Source organism: Neptuniibacter sp. QD29_5 (assembly GCF_047778125.1).
Taxonomy (GTDB): domain Bacteria; phylum Pseudomonadota; class Gammaproteobacteria; order Pseudomonadales; family Balneatricaceae; genus Neptuniibacter.
Window position 1 is genome coordinate 880796 of sequence record NZ_CP180556.1, and the last position, 17773, is coordinate 898568.

20 protein-coding genes are annotated in these 17773 nt (G+C 45.0%); 7 read left to right on the forward strand and 13 right to left on the reverse strand.

Annotated elements, in window-relative coordinates:
- Nucleotide 1 precedes the first annotated feature (1 nt).
- On the reverse strand, nt 2-334 hold the full coding sequence (locus tag ACMXYR_RS03930) for a hypothetical protein (RefSeq protein ID WP_415902994.1): 333 nt from the start codon (nt 332-334) through the stop codon (nt 2-4).
- A gap of 308 nt (nt 335-642) precedes the next feature.
- Between ACMXYR_RS03930 and ACMXYR_RS03935 the strand changes: the two genes are divergently transcribed.
- Nucleotides 643-810: a hypothetical protein gene (locus ACMXYR_RS03935; RefSeq protein WP_415902995.1), complete on the forward strand. Its 168-nt coding sequence runs from the start codon at nt 643-645 to the stop codon at nt 808-810.
- Nucleotides 811-940: 130 nt separating this feature from the next.
- Here ACMXYR_RS03935 and purD read toward each other — a convergent pair whose 3' ends face one another.
- From purD to aroQ, 9 genes are all read right to left on the reverse strand, one after another.
- Nucleotides 941-2227, reverse strand: a complete 1287-nt coding sequence (purD, locus tag ACMXYR_RS03940) for a phosphoribosylamine--glycine ligase (RefSeq protein WP_415902996.1) — start codon at nt 2225-2227, stop codon at nt 941-943.
- A 113-nt stretch (nt 2228-2340) separates the two neighbouring features.
- Nucleotides 2341-3921, reverse strand: a complete 1581-nt coding sequence (gene purH, locus ACMXYR_RS03945; protein WP_415883737.1) for a bifunctional phosphoribosylaminoimidazolecarboxamide formyltransferase/IMP cyclohydrolase — start codon at nt 3919-3921, stop codon at nt 2341-2343.
- 37 nt (nt 3922-3958) lie between these two features.
- Nucleotides 3959-4243, reverse strand: a complete 285-nt coding sequence (fis, locus tag ACMXYR_RS03950; RefSeq protein ID WP_415883738.1) for a DNA-binding transcriptional regulator Fis — start codon at nt 4241-4243, stop codon at nt 3959-3961.
- 22 nt (nt 4244-4265) lie between these two features.
- On the reverse strand, nt 4266-5252 hold the full coding sequence (gene dusB, locus ACMXYR_RS03955) for a tRNA dihydrouridine synthase DusB (protein WP_415902997.1): 987 nt from the start codon (nt 5250-5252) through the stop codon (nt 4266-4268).
- Between the two features lie 149 nt (nt 5253-5401).
- Entirely contained in the window at nt 5402-6304 is a 903-nt protein-coding gene (locus ACMXYR_RS03960) for a zinc-ribbon and DUF3426 domain-containing protein (RefSeq protein ID WP_415902998.1), read from the reverse strand.
- 6 nt (nt 6305-6310) lie between these two features.
- Nucleotides 6311-7207, reverse strand: a complete 897-nt coding sequence (prmA, locus tag ACMXYR_RS03965; RefSeq protein WP_415902999.1) for a 50S ribosomal protein L11 methyltransferase — start codon at nt 7205-7207, stop codon at nt 6311-6313.
- 127 nt (nt 7208-7334) lie between these two features.
- Nucleotides 7335-8675, reverse strand: a complete 1341-nt coding sequence (gene accC, locus ACMXYR_RS03970; RefSeq protein WP_415883742.1) for an acetyl-CoA carboxylase biotin carboxylase subunit — start codon at nt 8673-8675, stop codon at nt 7335-7337.
- A gap of 32 nt (nt 8676-8707) precedes the next feature.
- Nucleotides 8708-9157: an acetyl-CoA carboxylase biotin carboxyl carrier protein gene (accB, locus tag ACMXYR_RS03975; RefSeq protein WP_415903000.1), complete on the reverse strand. Its 450-nt coding sequence runs from the start codon at nt 9155-9157 to the stop codon at nt 8708-8710.
- A 39-nt stretch (nt 9158-9196) separates the two neighbouring features.
- Nucleotides 9197-9637, reverse strand: a complete 441-nt coding sequence (gene aroQ / locus ACMXYR_RS03980) for a type II 3-dehydroquinate dehydratase (protein WP_415903001.1) — start codon at nt 9635-9637, stop codon at nt 9197-9199.
- 317 nt (nt 9638-9954) lie between these two features.
- On the opposite strand from aroQ, the gene ACMXYR_RS03985 reads away from it, so the two are divergent.
- On the forward strand, nt 9955-10725 hold the full coding sequence (locus ACMXYR_RS03985; protein WP_415903002.1) for a ParA family protein: 771 nt from the start codon (nt 9955-9957) through the stop codon (nt 10723-10725).
- Between the two features lie 66 nt (nt 10726-10791).
- On the opposite strand, the gene ACMXYR_RS03990 is transcribed toward ACMXYR_RS03985, so the two are convergent.
- The 3 genes from ACMXYR_RS03990 to ACMXYR_RS04000 all read right to left on the reverse strand — a co-directional run bounded on the left by ACMXYR_RS03990 (nt 10792) and on the right by ACMXYR_RS04000 (nt 13058).
- Complete coding sequence (locus ACMXYR_RS03990) at nt 10792-11259, reverse strand: hypothetical protein (RefSeq protein WP_415903003.1); 468 nt, start codon at nt 11257-11259, stop codon at nt 10792-10794.
- Between the two features lie 157 nt (nt 11260-11416).
- The gene (gene ppa, locus ACMXYR_RS03995; RefSeq protein ID WP_299180651.1) at nt 11417-11950 is read right to left on the reverse strand and encodes an inorganic diphosphatase; all 534 of its coding nucleotides are present in this window, start codon (nt 11948-11950) and stop codon (nt 11417-11419) included.
- A gap of 106 nt (nt 11951-12056) precedes the next feature.
- On the reverse strand, nt 12057-13058 hold the full coding sequence (locus ACMXYR_RS04000; protein WP_415903004.1) for a class 1 fructose-bisphosphatase: 1002 nt from the start codon (nt 13056-13058) through the stop codon (nt 12057-12059).
- 259 nt (nt 13059-13317) lie between these two features.
- Between ACMXYR_RS04000 and mpl the strand changes: the two genes are divergently transcribed.
- The 5 genes from mpl (at nt 13318) to ACMXYR_RS04025 (ending at nt 17752) form a co-directional block, all read left to right on the forward strand.
- Complete coding sequence (mpl, locus tag ACMXYR_RS04005; protein WP_415903005.1) at nt 13318-14691, forward strand: UDP-N-acetylmuramate:L-alanyl-gamma-D-glutamyl-meso-diaminopimelate ligase; 1374 nt, start codon at nt 13318-13320, stop codon at nt 14689-14691.
- 25 nt (nt 14692-14716) lie between these two features.
- On the forward strand, nt 14717-15340 hold the full coding sequence (locus ACMXYR_RS04010; RefSeq protein WP_415893664.1) for a flavin prenyltransferase UbiX: 624 nt from the start codon (nt 14717-14719) through the stop codon (nt 15338-15340).
- Between the two features lie 112 nt (nt 15341-15452).
- Nucleotides 15453-16136: a tRNA (adenosine(37)-N6)-threonylcarbamoyltransferase complex dimerization subunit type 1 TsaB gene (gene tsaB / locus ACMXYR_RS04015; RefSeq protein WP_415903006.1), complete on the forward strand. Its 684-nt coding sequence runs from the start codon at nt 15453-15455 to the stop codon at nt 16134-16136.
- Nucleotides 16137-16940 carry an undecaprenyl-diphosphate phosphatase gene (locus ACMXYR_RS04020; RefSeq protein WP_415903007.1) on the forward strand — a complete coding sequence of 268 codons (804 nt, stop codon included), beginning with the start codon at nt 16137-16139 and terminating at the stop codon, nt 16938-16940.
- A gap of 17 nt (nt 16941-16957) precedes the next feature.
- Nucleotides 16958-17752 carry a class I SAM-dependent methyltransferase gene (locus ACMXYR_RS04025; RefSeq protein ID WP_415903008.1) on the forward strand — a complete coding sequence of 265 codons (795 nt, stop codon included), beginning with the start codon at nt 16958-16960 and terminating at the stop codon, nt 17750-17752.
- Nucleotides 17753-17773 lie beyond the last annotated feature (21 nt).

Genomic DNA, 17773 nt, shown 5'->3' on the forward strand with positions numbered 1-17773 from the left:
ATTACTGCTTCTCATGTCTTTGCTGAGTAGAACTTACTGAATTATTGTAATCTTTTTGTTCAGAAAGCCATCTTTTTATCTCAATTAATTTCAACCACATCCAAACTTCATCAATTTCAGCTGAACGCATATCGGGTTGCGGAGAGGCTTTATCCGGGTCGCAGCTGAATTCATTGGCTCTTCCTCCTTTATAGCAGTAGTGCCTCTCTGTAGGCTCTGCTAAAGATGAGGGATCAGTAACTTTCTCGTCACTTGGGATAAAGCTACAAGCTGTTAAAAAACAAACTGAAACTAATGTGCTTGCTGTCATGTGCAAGAAAGGGTTCTTGATCATTATTTCTGATTTCAGCATTGGTGCAAGAATGTTTTTTAATAGTGAGAGATCGATTATACGGATAAAACTTTTGATGTCATTTTCAAACGGTCGTTTTCAATAGTGGCTGACATTTTCAATATGTGGGAGAGTGTATTCTCATGTTTAAACGTGTTGCTGTGGGAAACCTTTTACCCATTAGAGGTTAAATCCACATATTGAGTTGGTGTATAAACAGGAACTCGCCGAGTGCTTAAACTAAAGAAACGTTACGCCTTATTATTTTCCTTATTGTTCTCTCAAGTAGTGATTGCTGAGCAGAAAAATGAATGGGGCTATGCGCTATCGCCATCATTGCCTGTTTGGGCTTTAGCGTTAGAGGTTTTAGTTACACTGTTTATTGGTTTGGTGAGTTTAGTTTCGATGCCGATATGGCTAAACCTTTTGTTTATTGTAACGGGCGTTGTCTTGATGACGGTGCCGTTGATGATGGTTAGCGTAGGGTATTGGCTCAGTTACTTGCCTATTTTGGTGGTGCTTGTATTAATACTCTTGTTGAGTGGCGCTAGATTCTTATTGGTAAAAAAAGCCCTGAATGATCAGGGCTTTTTCAGAGACTATTTTCGTTTAGCTGTTTTGTTCACGAGCAATTGCGCGGTAAGCAATATCTTTACGGAAGTAAGCGCCTTCCCAACTAACTTTATCTAGCAGTTCATAGGCACGTTTCTGTGCTTCTGTAACTGTTTCGCCAAGTGCTGTTACGCAAAGTACGCGGCCGCCTGCAGTCACAACGTTCTCGCCGTCAAGCTTAGTGCCAGCGTGGAAGATTTTAGTACCTTCAGGGCATTCAGCTGGGAAAGAGATTACATCGCCTTTACCGTAGTCACTAGGGTAGCCGCCTGCTGCCATAACAACGCCAACAGATTTACGCTCATCCCACTCAGCCGTTGTATCAGCAAGCTTCTTATCAAGCGCTGCATTACATAGATCAACCAAGCTAGATTTTAGGCGTAGCATAATTGGTTGAGTTTCAGGATCACCGAAACGGCAGTTGTACTCGATAACCTTCGGCGTACCGTCTGCTTGGATCATTAGACCAGCATATAGGAAGCCTGTGTACTCATTACCTTCAGCTTTCATGCCATTAACCGTTGGCATGATTACTTCGTCCATGATGCGTTGATCGATCTCTGCTGTAACAACTGGAGCAGGGGAGTAAGCGCCCATACCGCCTGTGTTCAGACCAGTGTCGCCATCGCCTACACGTTTGTGATCTTGGCTTGTTGCCATTGGAAGAACGTTGTCACCGTCAACTATAACGATGTAAGACGCTTCTTCACCTTCTAGGAATTCTTCGATAACTACACGGCTGCCAGCATCACCAAATGCGTTGCCAGCTAGCATGTCTTTGATCGCGTCTTCAGCTTCAGTCAACGTCATCGCAACGATTACGCCTTTACCCGCCGCAAGACCGTCAGCTTTAACTACGATAGGTGCACCTTTTTCACGAACGTAAGCCAGTGCAGGCTCAATTTCAGTGAAGTTTTCGTACTCAGCGGTTGGGATCTGCTGACGCGCAAGGAAATCTTTAGTGAAAGCTTTAGAGCCTTCTAGTTGAGCAGCGCCTTCACTTGGGCCGAAGATACGCAGATCTTCTTTCTGGAAGTGATCAACGATACCAGCAACTAGTGGTGCTTCAGGGCCAACGATGGTTAGGTCTACACTGTTTTCTTGAGCGAAAGTGCGTAGGCCATCTAGATCCATCACGTCGATAGCAACGTTTTCCATTTTATCTTCTTGAGCCGTCGCAGCGTTACCTGGAGCTACGAAAATTTTAGCAACGTTTGCGTCTTGTGCCGCTGCCCAAGCAAGTGCGTGTTCACGACCGCCAGAACCAATAATTAGTACGTTCATTCTGTAATCCTTCTATGTAGAAAACCCCGCATCCAGTGTTTCTCTGGATCGGGGTTTAGGGCAATAAGCCTAAAGGGGATAAACCTAATTGAAGGCTTATTGCTATCTAATGCTTAGTGACGGAAATGGCGCATTCCAGTGAAGACCATTGCCATGCCGTGCTCGTCAGCTGCGTCAATAACTTCTTGATCGCGCATAGAACCACCCGGCTGAATAACTGCTTTAATACCTGCAGCCGCTGCAGAATCGATACCGTCGCGGAATGGGAAGAAAGCATCAGATGCCATAACGGAACCTTTAACTTCTAAACCTTCATCAGCAGCTTTGATGCCTGCAATCTTAGCACTGTATACGCGGCTCATTTGACCTGCGCCGATGCCGATTGTTTGGCCATCTTTAGCGTAAACGATGGCGTTAGACTTAACGAACTTAGCTACTTCCCAGCAGAATAGAAGATCACGGATCTCTTGTTCTGTTGGTTGTACTTTGGAAACAACTTTTAGTTCAGATGCATCTACACGACCAAGATCAAGATCTTGTACTAGTAAACCACCGTTAACGCGCTTGTAGTCGAAACCGTGTGCACGGTTAGCAGACCACTCACCACACTCAAGTAGGCGAACATTTGGCTTAGTCGCCACAATGTCAGATGCTTCTTGAGTTACTTTAGGTGCGATGATCACTTCAACGAATTGACGATCAACGATCGCTTTCGCAGTGTTGCCATCCAATTCTTGGTTGAATGCGATGATGCCACCAAAAGCAGACGTTGGGTCAGTTTGGAAGGCACGGTTGTAAGCTTCAAGAATATCAGCGCCTACAGCTACACCACATGGGTTAGCGTGTTTAACGATAACACAAGCTGGTTCTTTGAAAGATTTAACACATTCTAGTGCCGCGTCAGTGTCTGCAACATTGTTGAAAGACAATGCCTTGCCTTGTAGTTGGCGAGCTGTAGAAACAGATGCTTCGGCTGGCTCTTCTTCAACGTAGAAAGCAGCACGTTGGTGAGGGTTTTCACCGTAACGCATATCTTGTGCTTTAACGAACTGAGTGTTGAAAGTACGTGGGAAGTCAGCAGGCTTCTCATCTTCGCCTTCAACGATTGCGCCTAGGTAGTTAGCAATCATGCCGTCATAACCAGCAGTATGCTCAAAAGCTTTTACTGCTAGGTCAAAACGAGTTTTGTGCGTTAGGCCTTTTTCGGAATCTAGTTCAGCAACAACATTGTCATAGTCAGAAGCATTAACAACGATTGCTACATCTTTATGGTTTTTCGCTGCAGAACGAACCATTGTTGGACCACCGATGTCGATATTTTCAATCGCCATAGGTAGATCGCAATCAGGGCGTGCGATAGTTGCAGCAAATGGGTAAAGGTTTACAACCACCATATCGATTGGGTTGATGCCATGCTCAGACATGATGCCATCATCCTGTCCGCGGCGACCCAAAATACCACCGTGCACTTTAGGGTGCAGAGTTTTAACACGGCCGTCCATCATTTCAGGGAAGCCTGTGTAATCGGATACTTCTACTGCAGGAATGCTATTTTCCTTAAGTAGTTTGTAAGTACCGCCAGTAGAAAGGATTTCAACGCCGCGAGCGTTTAGGGCTTGTGCAAACTCAACGATACCTGTTTTGTCAGATACGCTGATCAGTGCACGGCGAACGGGAGTGATGTTCTGTGCCATTGTGTCTGGATTCCGAGTAGTCTTAAAAAATTGTGGATTAAAGCAAGCCGTACTGTTTTAGCTTTTTACGCAGCGTACCGCGGTTAAGGCCTAACAGTTGGGAAGCTTTAGTCTGATTATCTTTTGTGTAAGTCATCACTGTTTCGAACAGTGGTGCTTCAATTTCAGAAAGAACCATTTGGTACACGTCTGTCACTGGCTGACCGTCAAGCTGACGAAAATAGTTGTTCAGTGACTGCTCTACATTGTCACGTAGAGTCTGGTTAGTAGCTTCTGCTGGGTCGGACACGAGAGCCGGTTGCTTAATTTCTTTGTATTCCACAGTACTAAATATCCAATCTAAACTAGGCCGCAACGTTGTTTGCTAAAGCTTCATCGAAATATTTTTCGATAGCTGCGGCCTGATCTGCTGCTGTTTCAATAATATTAAATTGCTTGCGAAAGCTACTTCCGTTTGGCTGATTCTGCAGATACCACCCTACATGTTTTCGCGCGATACGTACGCCCATGTAGTCACCATAGAAACTATGTAGTTCCTGCAGATGAGCTAACAGAATTTCTCTAATCTCAACAAGTGATGGAGGGGGCAGGATTGTACCTGTTCGCAGATAATGATCAATCTCTCTAAACAACCAAGGTTGGCCTTGAGCTGCACGACCGATCATCACCGCAGAGCAACCAGTATGCTTAAGTACCCATTCTGCTTTTTCAGGAGATGTTATATCTCCATTGGCAAAGACAGGAATGGATATAGCGTCAGCAATACTGGCAATAGTGTCGTATTCTGCCGTCCCCTTATAGCCACAACGACGTGTGCGGCCATGAACTGCCAGTGCTTGAATGCCTGCGTTCTCGGCTATTTTCGCAACAGTTAAACCGTTACGATTGTCTTGATCCCACCCTGTACGGATTTTCAATGTGACTGGAACATCCACAGCCTTAACAACGGCATTGAGAATATCTTTAACCAGTGGCTCATCCTTAAGTAATGCAGAACCTGCAGCTTTATTGCACACTTTCTTAGCAGGGCAGCCCATATTGATATCAATAATCTGGGCGCCGCGTTCTACATTCATTGCCGCAGCGTGGGCCATCATCTCTGGGTCGCCGCCCGCGATTTGAACAGATCGAGGTTCGGCTTCACCGCTATGATTTAGACGAAAAGCAGATTTTCGTGATTTCCATAAGCGAGTATCAGATGTAACCATTTCCGAGACTACTAGACCTGCGCCCATACGTTTACATAACTGCCTAAATGGCTGGTCAGTTACGCCAGCCATTGGTGCAAGAATCACCTGACTGTCAATGATGTATGAACCGATCTGGAACATAGCGAGCCTTAAAAATAGTTAATAAACACCCGCAGCGTCACGAATGACACTGTTAGTTGAGTGATTAGGGAGGCAAACAATCATACTCCTTAGCGCTAGGGTCTCCAAGGATTTTTTTGATGATTTTTTGAACAATTTGCCTTGATTTTTTATGGCGCTGGCGCTAGTAGCTCAAGTTGGTAATTGATGCCACGCATGCCCGGTGACATTAGGTCTAGAGATATTTGGATGGGCTGGTGAGTGGGCATAGATTTGAGGTTAACAACGGACCTATCTAGGTAGGATTCTGGCTGTAGAGTTCTACTTGCAACAGGTCGGCCTTTGAGATCGGAAAACGCTATATGCAAAGCTGGATAAGGTTGGTTGTGATTGGCCTCATTTATAAGCACTAAATCTATCGTTATCGCATCAGCGATCTCTGAATGGGGGCGAATCAGGAACTGTTGATTGGTAATCTTGGCTGTATTGACCCGCGTAGGTATTTGGCAATCAATATGTTGGCAGACAGTATCGTATAGAGGTCGGTATGTGTGAGTCCAATATAGATCGCCACGATTAAACCAAAGATGTTGTGCTATCAGGGTTAAGATGGCTAATACACAACCAATAAACCACCAAGGAGAGGAGGCTTTTGCGCCATTGTTGCGATTAAGAACTACAGGCTCTGCTTCAATGGTGAGAGTAGGAACGTCTGCAGCTGAGACAGTTTTAACTATCTCTCCTTGGTCTTTCTTCGTAAGGTTAGTTGCAGGTGAAGCAATAGTGGCTGCTTTATCAGGCTTAGGTGATGTTTTTTCTTCTGAAAGCGGTAGAGCTAAATCGAGTTTATCAAAGGCGTCAGTCGCTTCGTTTTCACGGGCTTTTTTAGACGTGGCTTTTTGTGGCAGGATTGGTTCTGCACTTTTGGCTTTCTGTTCATATTCAACAGCGCAAAAGATAGCTAGACAGGCACCGCATCTTACCTGTCCGTTAGCTACCTTTAATTGTCCAGGTGTAACTCTAAATTGAGTTTCACAGCTTGGACATTGAGTGATTATGCTGCTTTTTTGCATCTGGATTTAACTGTGTTTTGTTCCTGTAACACGAATCCAACCCTCTTTTTCGGCGATAGGGTCAAGGTCAAACCATTCACTATAAGTATTAATGATCTCTGTAGCTTGTGGGCTTAATAGGCCTGATAAGCAGAGTTTACCGCCAGGGCTCACCAATGCTTCAAGTGTAGGTGCTAGTTGGACCAATGGTCCAGCTAGAATATTAGCTACTAGTACCTCAGCTTTCTGAGAAGGCGTATTTTCTGGCATGTAAACATGCAAAGAGTCATCTTCTAGTTGGTTACGGGCGAGGTTGTCTTTTGTTGCTTGCAGCGCTTGAGGGTCGATGTCGACGCCGATTGCTCGTTTTGCACCAAGTAACAATCCTGCAATTCCCAAAATACCTGAGCCGCAACCATAATCAATTAAGAAATTAGTGTTGCTGATATTTTGATCTAGCCACTCTAAACACAAGGCGGTAGTCGGGTGTGTGCCTGTACCAAATGCAAGGCCTGGATCGAGCATCAGGTTAACCGCATCTGCTTGAGGTGGTTCTCGCCAGCTCGGGCATACCCATAGGCGTTCCCCAAATTGCATCGGATGGTAGTTATCCATCCACTCTCTTTCCCAATCCTTGTCTTCGAGAATTTCTGCTTTGATAGAGGGAGCTGGGAGCTCAGGGAATAGCTGTTCATGGCCTTGCTTAATATATTTTAGTGTCTCTTCTAGATCATGCTCCGCTGAGAAAAGGCCGGTAATAGTTGTGTTTTTCCAAAGCGGGGTAGTGCCAAGGTCAGGCTCAAAGATAGGCTGATCTTCACTGTCTTCGAAGGTGACGGCAGCGCAGCCAGCACTGAGTAATAAATCTTCGTAAGGTTCAGATTGATCGGGATTGGTTTTGATTTTGATCTGCAACCAAGGCATTAGTTTTCTTCCATATCAAGCGCTTAGATGAATTTATAGTATCGGTCATAATTGCAGATAAGAACAGAATGTTTTGGCGCTAGAGAATAAAAAACCCGCCGAGGCGGGTTTTTTGATTGGATTTCGCTTACAGACCTAGCTTCTTCTCAAGGTAGTGGATATTGACTCCACCTTCTTGGAATTTAGCGTCACGAACAATATCTTGCTGCAGAGGGATATTGCTGCGAATACCGTCTACTAGCATCTCGCCTAACGCAATTTCCATGCGCTTAAGAGCTGTCTCACGATCTTCGCCGTAGCTGATTAGCTTGGCGATCAAAGAGTCGTAATGAGGTGGAACTGTGTAGCCATTGTATAGGTGAGAATCTACACGAATGCCATTACCACCAGGTGCGTGGAAGTGTTTAACAGTACCAGGACTTGGCAGGAAGGTCTTAGGATCTTCTGCATTGATTCGGCACTCGAAAGAGTGGCCCTGTACTTTAATATCTTCCTGCTTCAGTGAAAGAGGGTAACCAGACGCAATACGTAATTGCTCTTTCACAATATCAACGCCAGTGATCATCTCAGTAACAGGGTGTTCTACCTGTACACGAGTGTTCATTTCGATGAAGTAGAAGCCGCCGTTTTCGTATAAGAATTCGAAAGTACCTGCACCGCGGTAGCCGATCTCAATACATGCATCAACACAAGCTTGAAGTACTTGAGCGCGTGCTTCTGGATCTAGGTGAGGAGCAGGTGCTTCTTCTACAACTTTCTGGTGACGGCGCTGCATGGAGCAGTCGCGATCGTATAGGTGCACAGCATTACCTTGACCATCAGCTAGTACTTGAACTTCCACATGACGTGGGTTTTCTAAGTACTTCTCCATGTATACAGTATCGTCACCGAATGCAGCGGCTGCTTCGGATTGTGTAACATGGATAGAGCTAATTAGAGATGCCTCTGAGTGAACCACGCGCATACCACGACCGCCACCGCCAGCTGCGGCTTTGATGATCACTGGGTAGCCTATGCGGCGAGCAATCTCATGAATTTCTTCAGGGTTGTCAGATAGTGCACCGTCTGAACCCGGAACTGTAGGTACGCCTGCAGCTTTCATCGCTTCGATCGCGGAAACTTTGTCACCCATTAGGCGGATAGTTTCAGCTTTAGGGCCTATGAAGGTAAAGCCAGAGCGCTCAACCTGTTCAGCAAAGTCAGCGTTTTCTGCTAGGAAACCGTAGCCAGGGTGGATACCCACAGCGTCAGTTACTTCAGCAGCAGCGACAATTGATGGAATGTTTAGGTAACTTTTAGGCGATGGAGCAGGGCCAATGCAGACAGCTTCGTCAGCTAGGCGCACATGCATTAAATCGCGATCTGCCTGAGAGTGGATAGCAACAGTTTTGATATCCAGCTCTTTGCAGGCGCGAAGGATACGAAGCGCAATTTCGCCTCGGTTCGCAATCACTACTTTATCGAGCATCGAATGGAGATCCTTGCTTTTGCGTTAGAGGCTTAAACGATAGTAACCAGAGGCTGGTCGTATTCAACAGGCTGGCCATCTTCAACTAGGATAGCTTCGATTACGCCTGCTTTATCAGCTTCAATTTGGTTCATCATTTTCATCGCTTCAACGATGCAGATTACGTCGCCAACTTTAACAGTTTGACCTACTTCAGCAAATGCTGGAGAGCTTGGGGATGGTGCAGTGTAGAACGTACCAACCATTGGAGACTTAACAACGTGACCTGAAGTTTGAGGTGCTTCTGGTGCAGCTTCGGCTGCTGGAGCAGGTGCTGCAGCTGGAGCAGGCGCTGGAACAGCAACAGGTGCTGCAACAGGGGCAGCAACTACGCTAGAGCCACGGCTGATGCGTACGGACTCTTCACCTTCTTTAATTTCGATTTCGTTAATGTTGGATTCTTCCAACAATTCAATCAGCTTCTTGACTTTACGAATGTCCATTCTGACTTATATCTCTCTAAACTATCAGTATATTGTTTATTATTCGGCAATCTTTCGAACAGCAGATTGCAAAGCAAATTCATATCCCTGCGCACCTAAACCACAAATTACGCCATCAGCTACATCTGAGAGATAAGAATGATGACGGAAGGTTTCACGAGCGTGGACGTTAGATAAGTGGACCTCGATAAAAGGAATACTTACGCCCAATAATGCATCGCGAAGGGCAACGCTCGTGTGAGTAAAAGCAGCGGGATTTATAATTATGTAAGCAACACCTTCGTCCTGAGCTGCATGAATGCGTTCGATCAGTACGTATTCGCGGTTGCTTTGGCAATGAACCAACTCGTGCCCACTCTTTTTGGCTTGTTCAGCCAAATTTTGGCAAATATCATCCAGTGTGTCTGATCCATATACTTCAGGCTCACGCTTCCCAAGAAGGTTGAGATTAGGGCCGTTTAGCAGCAGGATCTTTGCCATGACTAGTTTCCAGAAAGTGGGCTATTTTTCACGATTGAGCCCATAGTTTGCCGTAGTCTCTTTATCTTGTCTACATCTATGCAAGTTTTTGCTGTTTTGCTTCATTTTTGCCGAAAATGCCTTCTAAATCCCTACGAAACATCAATATAAAATGAATTTTTGCTGCTTTGGTGTATCTTGTTTTTCTAATGTTCGTTCTTTGGGCTATAGTTTAAGGTTTTTAGCTACAAGTTTATTGACGTTGCCTTCAATATTGTGGATATTGCAATGTGGAAGTTGTGTTTTAAACAAACGGCAGCAAGTGAAGGATTCTGATAATGATTAGACGGGTTGTATTTAACCAGAAGGGCGGCGTTGGTAAATCTAGCATCGCAATTAACCTAGCGGCAATCAGTGCGGCACGTGGTAAGCGTACTTTGGTTATTGATTTGGATCCCCAGTGTAACTCTAGTCATTACCTTTTAGGCGAAGATTATCAAGAGGTTACGCCAGATATTCGAGACTTCTTCGAACAAACACTCACTTTTCAATTGAAGCCGGAAGGACCAGAATATTTTATTCATAAGACGTCCTATGAAAATTTAAGTCTGATGCCAGCTAATGCAGAGTTGGGTGATCTTCAGTCCAAGCTAGAGTCTAAGCACAAGATCTATAAATTACGTGATGCTCTAGATAAGTTGGCAGATGATTACGATGTGGTTTACATCGATACGCCGCCTGCATTTAATTTTTATACCTTATCAGCATTAGTCGCTTCCGATCGTTGTTTGATTCCTTTTGATTGTGATGAATTTGCTCGTCAGGCTTTATATAGTTTGTTGGCGAATGTGCATGAAACTCGTGAAGATCATAATGATAAGTTGGAAGTTGAAGGGATCGTGGTAAACCAGTATCAGCCCCGTGCTAGTTTGCCTAAACGTATTGTCGGTGAATTGCTGGATGACGATCTACCTGTATTAGAAACCAAAATCTCTTCATCCGTTAAAATGCGCGAGTCTCACGACGATACTTGTCCGTTAATCCATTTTGCACCTAAGCACAAATTGACTCAGGAATTTGTCACTTTGTTTGAAGAATTAGCTCACTAAAAAGCGTTTAGGTAAGGCATAAAAAAAGCTGCATGAATGCAGCTTTTTTTATGCTTAAAGGATGCTTTAGCAGACTTGTTCTTCTTTATTTGGTGCGTTACAAGCAAGCTCTTCTGGTGCAACGATAGCGCTACCAATAAGTAATGATCCTTTGTGCTCACCTACATACATCTTTGTGGTGGAGCGCTTATTTTTATTGTCGATGAAGACAATGTTAAGCTGACCAGAGGGTTTTAAATTTAGCTCATAAGTTTTGCCGTCTTGGACATAGCTTGGGTTTGTTCCCTCTGCAACAGGTTCAATGTAAATGCGACGAATCTGACGGCCCTTAAAACCAGACTTGATATATTTCTGTAATGAGCGACGAGACTCCTTGTCGACACCTTCCCAGTTAATTAGATTAAAAATCCCTTGAGCATCACGGCTGCCAAAAGAGTTGAGGTAATTTTGTACCAGCTCACGGCTCTGATCGGCGAAAGCGCTGTTGGAGATCAGGATGGCGAAAGCAGTAATAAGTGTCTTTCGAAGTGTCATTTTTCACCTCTATGTTTATAAATTTCCTGAGACAGCTGTGCTTAGTATATATTTTTTTTGGCTTGCGAAAAGCTGAAAGGCTATGAGAGAGGGAATTTTATGTAATAAAAAAACCCCGCAAGGCGGGGTTTTTTGAATAAGATTGGCAAAAAGAAACTTATTTCGCTTCTTCGTACGCCTTAACACCAGCAACGATAGCTTCTTTAGCTGCTGCTGCGTTGCCCCAACCTTCAACTTTAACCCACTTGCCTTCTTCTAGACCTTTGTAGTTTTCGAAGAAGTGCTTGATGCGGTCAAGTTCTAGCTGTGGAAGATCTTCAATGTCGTTCACATCACGGTAAGCTTTAGTTAGCTTGTCGTGTGGTACAGCAACTAGCTTAGCGTCTTCACCAGCTTCGTCTGTCATGTTTAGAACGCCTACTGGGCGGCAACGGATAACAGAACCAGCGATTACTGGGTAAGGAGTCAGAACTAGTACGTCTAGTGCGTCGCCATCGTCAGCTAGTGTGTTGTTGATATAACCGTAGTTAGCTGGGTAGAACATTGGTGCAGCCATGAAACGGTCAACGAAGATCGCGTCTTCTTCTTTCTCGATCTCGTATTTAACCGGAGAGCTTTCTGCCGGAATTTCGATGATTACGTACAGATCGTTTGGCAGATCTTTACCTGCTGGTACTTGTGCGAAGCCCATGTTTGTCTTCCTGTAAGTAGTTTTGAAAAGGTTACATCTAAAGTCTGGGGATTATGTCCCAGACTTTAGCGGTTATGAATACTACTTAAAGCTGAAACGTATAACTTTAAGTATTGAGTTTAGCTGCTTGACCGTCACCAGATTCAACGTGGTACGACAGCAGAGTCTCTACTTCATTTTTAGAACCAAGTGCTACACCGCTACGCTGGTGAATATGAGTAGGCTCTAAATCCATGATGTTTTTGTAGCAAGTGCTGGAAATGCCGTCAGCCTGCTCAATCAGCATGCTCATTGGGTTGCCTTCGTACATTAGGCGAAGTTTGCCAGGCTTAGTTACATCACGGCTATCCCATGGGTAGCAGAAAATACCACCACGTGTAAGTACTCGGTGAACTTCAGCAACCATAGAGGCAATCCAACGCATGTTGAAGTTTTTACCGCGTACACCTTCTGAACCTTCTAGAAGGTCGCCAACATAGTTGCGCATCTCTTCTTCCCAGAAGCGGTGGTTCGACATATTGATCGCAAACTCTTTAGTGTCTGCAGGGATAGTCACTTTTTCGCGAGTCAGGATGAAATCACCTGTGTGAGCCAGGGTGAAGAAGTTCACGCCGTTACCCGTTGTCAGAGCAAGAATAGAGGACTGACCATATAGCACATAGCCTGCTGCAATCTGCTTGCGGCCTGTCTGAAGGTAAGCTTCGTCAGAGCTTGGATCCATGCCTTCTGGTAATTCTAGGATGGAGAAAATAGTGCCTACTGAAACGTTGATGTCGATATTTGAAGAGCCATCTAGCGGATCAAAAATCACTAGGTATTTGCCTTCAGGATTACCGGCTACAGGGTGGTCTTCTTCCTCAGATGCCAAGCCTGCGACTAGAGGGTTATCTAGTAAGAATTTTTTCAGAAGATCGTTTGCGATCACGTCCATCTTTTTCTGGGTTTCACCCTGGACGTTGGTGTTGTCTGTGGATCCCAAAACTCCAGCTAATTCACCTTCACGAAGTTGGATCGCAACTTCTTTACAGGCAAGCATTAAGGTGCCAATCAAATCAACTAATTTGTCTTCGGTTTCCTGTTGTTTCAGGAACTGGCTCAGCAGAAGCATTCTTGTATTTTCTCTCAAATAGAGTGGTTGGAAAGTTGGCTGGGAATTTTACGTGAAACTTTGATGAAATGCATGGGGTGTTGAGGGTTTTAGGTTAAGAAATGCTCAGTATTTTGGCGAAGGAATAGGGATTTTTACGCAATCTTAAAAATTGACGTGTATGCGGGTTGCTATCTGAGAGTCAAAACGGGCAATTTGGCTGTTAGGGCGGTTGTTAAAACTGCTATGATGACGGTCGCTTTTTTGAGGGAGTGTACGGGTGCATATTCATATTCTAGGTATTTGCGGAACCTTTATGGGATCGCTGGCAATATTGGCTAAACAGCTAGGGCATAAAGTGACGGGTTCCGATCAAAATGTGTACCCACCCATGAGTACCCAGCTTGAATCTCAAGGTATTGAACTGATTCAGGGTTTTGATCCTTCACAATTTACACCCGAGCCGGATCTGGTCGTCGTCGGTAATGCCATGTCTCGTGGTAACCCCGCAGTGGAATATGTCCTCAATAAAGGGCTGAAATATACCTCCGGTCCGCAATGGTTATCGGAGCATCTTCTTCAAGATAAATGGGTGTTAGCAGTTTCAGGTACTCATGGTAAAACCACGACCTCTACCATGCTGGCTTGGATCTTAGATCATGCTGATATGAAGCCGGGTTTCCTGATTGGTGGTGTGCCGCTGGACTTTGGTGTTTCGGCTCGTGTAGGTGATTCCCCTTTCTTTGTCATTGAAGCAGACGAGTACGATACCGCCTTCTTTGATAAGCGTTCTAAGTTTGTTCACTACCACCCACGTACTCTGATTATGAATAATTTGGAGTACGATCATGCTGACATATTCCCTGATTTGGCTGCGATACAAAGGCAATTTCATCATGTCGTAAGAATCGTCCCTGAAAATGGTCAGATTATTCTTCCGCAAGGGGAGAGTGCGTTAGAAGACGTTATTGAAATGGGCTGTTGGACCGAGGTTTCCAGAACCAGCTTAGAGTCTGATAACAGTGAGTGGCAGGCGAAATTACTAAGTGAGGACGGTAGTCAGTTTGAAGTGCTCCACCAAGGAAAATTGCAGGGTACTGTGACTTGGCAGATGACCGGCCGCCACAACGTTAACAATGGTTTAGTTGCTATTGCTGCGGCGAGAAACGTAGGCGTACAGCCTCATCATGCTGTGGAAGCGTTAAATGCATTTGCTGGAGTCAAACGTCGTATGGAGCTGCTAGATACCGTTTCAGGAATCTCTGTTTATGATGACTTTGCGCATCACCCGACCGCGATCAGTACCACTTTAGAGGGCATCAGGGCCCAGGTTGGAGATGCTAAAATAGTAGCAGTGGTTGAGCCTCGCTCAAATACGATGCGCTTAGGTACACATCAATCTTGGTTGGCTGAGTCGGTCGAGTTGGCAGACCAAGTATGCTGGTATCAGCCGGAAGGTTTGAACTGGTCCCTTGATAAAGTCGTAGAACAGGGTCAAGTGCCGGCGCAGGTATTTTCGCAAACACAAACACTTATTGATGAATTGGTACCGACGCTAGAACCAGATACACATATTGTCATTATGAGTAATGGTGGCTTCGAAGGTATTCATCAGCGCTTATTGGCAAAATTGCGTGAGCGTTTTGAAGGTTAGTTATTCAAGTTAGGTTTTAAGATTTATGAGTACTACTGAGCAAGAGAAAATTACTTTAGCTATCACAGGTGCTTCTGGTGCACAGTATGGCTTAAGGCTTTTGCAATGTTTATTGGCTGAAGGTCTGCAAGTTTTCGTCATGATCTCACGTGCTGCTCAAGTTGTGATTAATACAGAAACAGATTTGAAATTACCGGGTACGCCCTCTGATCAAGAATCTTATCTTGCTAATTTGTACTCAGCCAAAGATGGACAATTGAAGGTGTTTGGGCGTGAGCAGTGGATGGCGCCTGTGGCTTCTGGTTCCGGTGCGCCGAGTCGGATGGTCGTATGCCCCTGCAGTACAGGAAGTTTGTCTGCGATTGCTACGGGCGCCAGTAATAACTTGATTGAACGAGCCGCAGATGTGGCTTTAAAAGAGCGTCGTCAGCTTATTTTAGTGCCACGAGAAGCCCCTTATTCTGAAATACACTTAGAGCATATGCTAAAGCTGACCCGAATGGGGGCAGTTATGATTCCAGCGAGTCCAGGGTTTTATAACCGCCCAGAAACGGTGGAAGATATGATCGATTTTGTGGTCGCGCGAATTCTTAATCAATTAGGGATAGAGCAAAGCCTGCTACCTCGTTGGGGTGAAGAGCTTATTTAGATGCAATAAAGCCACCTTGCAGGTAGAATTGCGCCCTAAAATAGAGATGTAATGGCTGGATATAGCCGTTTCTCTTTAAAGGTAAATTTTAAATTCCAAAGTGATCTGATTAATGTCCAAAATTTTAGCGCTTGATACTTCTACTGATGCTTGTTCTGTAGCTTTGAGTCTTAACGGTGAAATTCAGGAAGATTTTCGGGTCATTCCTCGTCAGCATACTCAGCAGCTTCTACCGATGGTGCAGGAGATGTTGGCAAATGCACAGTTAGCTGTAACCGACCTCGATGCGATTGCGTTTGGACGTGGTCCAGGTTCGTTTGCAGGTATTCGAATTGCCACCGGTGTGACTCAAGGCTTAGCTTACGCTGCTGATCTACCTGTACTGCCGGTATCTACTCTGGCTGCGCTTGCTTTAGCGGCTTCTGATAAAGAACAAGTTTCGTCCGTTGTGGCAGCTTTAGATGCTCGTATGAATGAGATCTATGTGGCGAGCTACCAAATCGAATCAGGTGAGCTGACAACACTTTTAGATGAAAAAGTATGTGCACCTGCGGAACTGAGCCTAAGTGAGGGTTCTTATTTTGCAGTGGGCAGTGGCTGGCGTTATCTTGAAGATATGAGTTCAGACACGCAGAACGCCATTTCTGTGAGCGAAGAGCTTTATTATCCCTCCGCAGCTTACATGCTTAAACTAGCCGAACAAGATTGGACGCAAGGAAAAGCGGTTGCGGCAGATAAGGCATTGCCTGTGTACCTCCGTGATGAAGTTGCGTGGAAGAAAAAGGATCAGCAATAGATGGACTTTTTTCAGGTAATTATTCTAGCTCTACTTCAGGGGCTAACAGAGTTTTTACCGATCAGTAGCTCAGCTCACCTAATATTACCTTCACAACTGATGGGTTGGCCTGATCAAGGATTGGCGTTTGATGTCGGTGTGCATGTTGGGACTTTATTCGCGGTTGTGGCGTATTTTCGCCAAGATTTAAAGCAGATGTTTTGTGCTTGGACTCGCAGCATATCAGGCAGTCACTCACCAGACTCCCGTTTAGCTTGGTTGGTTATACTTGCCACATTACCTGCAATGTTTGTTGGTGTATTTCTTAATGATTTTATTGATCAAAATTTACGTTCAATGTTGGTTATTGCGGGAACTACGCTGATCTTTGGTGCGTTATTGTGCTGGGCTGATCTGTTTAGGGTTGAGACTCGCCAGATCGAATCGTTGAAAGTTAAAGATGCGCTTGTGATTGGTTGTGCTCAAGCACTAGCGCTAATTCCGGGTACATCTCGGAGTGGTATCACGATCTCTGCGGCCTTAATGCTTGGTTTAGAAAGGCAGGCTGCTGCGCGCTACTCTTTTCTGCTCTCTGTACCAATCATTCTAGGGGCTGGTCTTGTTAAGGGTTTAGATCTCTACGCTCAAGGTGAGAGCGCTCCTTGGCTAATGGTTGCTCTAGGTACTTTGATTGCGGGCATTAGTGCATTCAGCTGTATCCACTTCTTCCTAAAATGGTTAGACCGTATTGGGATGCAGCCATTTGTTGTATACCGTATGATTCTGGGTACCTTCCTTTTAGTTATCTGGTTTACTACCGCTTAAGGTTTTTCGGTTTTTTAATGTCTAATCCAGCCCTTACAGATATAGTTGTTGTTCCAATGCATGCTGATTTTGCTGAACAAGCAGAACAGTTTGCCGCTAGATTACAGTTACCAATCAAATCACCTGATCAAGCTCATGACTTCTCTTTAGAATTACAACTTTCTGAGCAAGGTTTAAGGCTACAGCCTTGTGGCAAAAAAGCACCAGGTCCAACTTACGCTGATTTTGTTTCAGGTGCGGTTGCTCACCGACGTCAGTTTGGTGGTGGTAAAGGTCAGATGATTGCGAAAGCCGTTGGTATTAAAGGCGGTATAACGCCACAAGTACTGGATGCTACAGCAGGTTTAGGTAAAGATGCCTTTGTATTGGCAACCTTGGGTTGCGATATGACTTTGTTAGAGCGATCGCCAATTGTTCATGCGCTCTTAGAGGACGGTTTAAACCGTGCTGAACAGAGTGAGGTGGCTGATATTGTCGAACGTATGCAGCTTTATAATGCGAATAGTATTGAGTGGATGCAGGCACAGGCTGAGCAAGGCACAACTTTTCAAGTGGTCTATCTCGATCCTATGTTTCCCCACAACGATAAGAGCGCGTTAGTGAAAAAAGAGATGCGCGCGTTTCGCCCAGTAGTAGGGGACGATCTGGATGCAGATCAGTTATTGGATGCGGCATTAGCGATAGCCGAAAATCGCGTTGTGGTTAAACGTCCGCGCAAAGCTCCCTTTTTGGCTGATCGAAAACCTTCTTTGCAGTTCCAAGGTAAATCCAGCCGCTATGATATCTATCCTCTGAAAAAGCTTGAGGCTTAGCCAGTCATTATAAGCGACTGG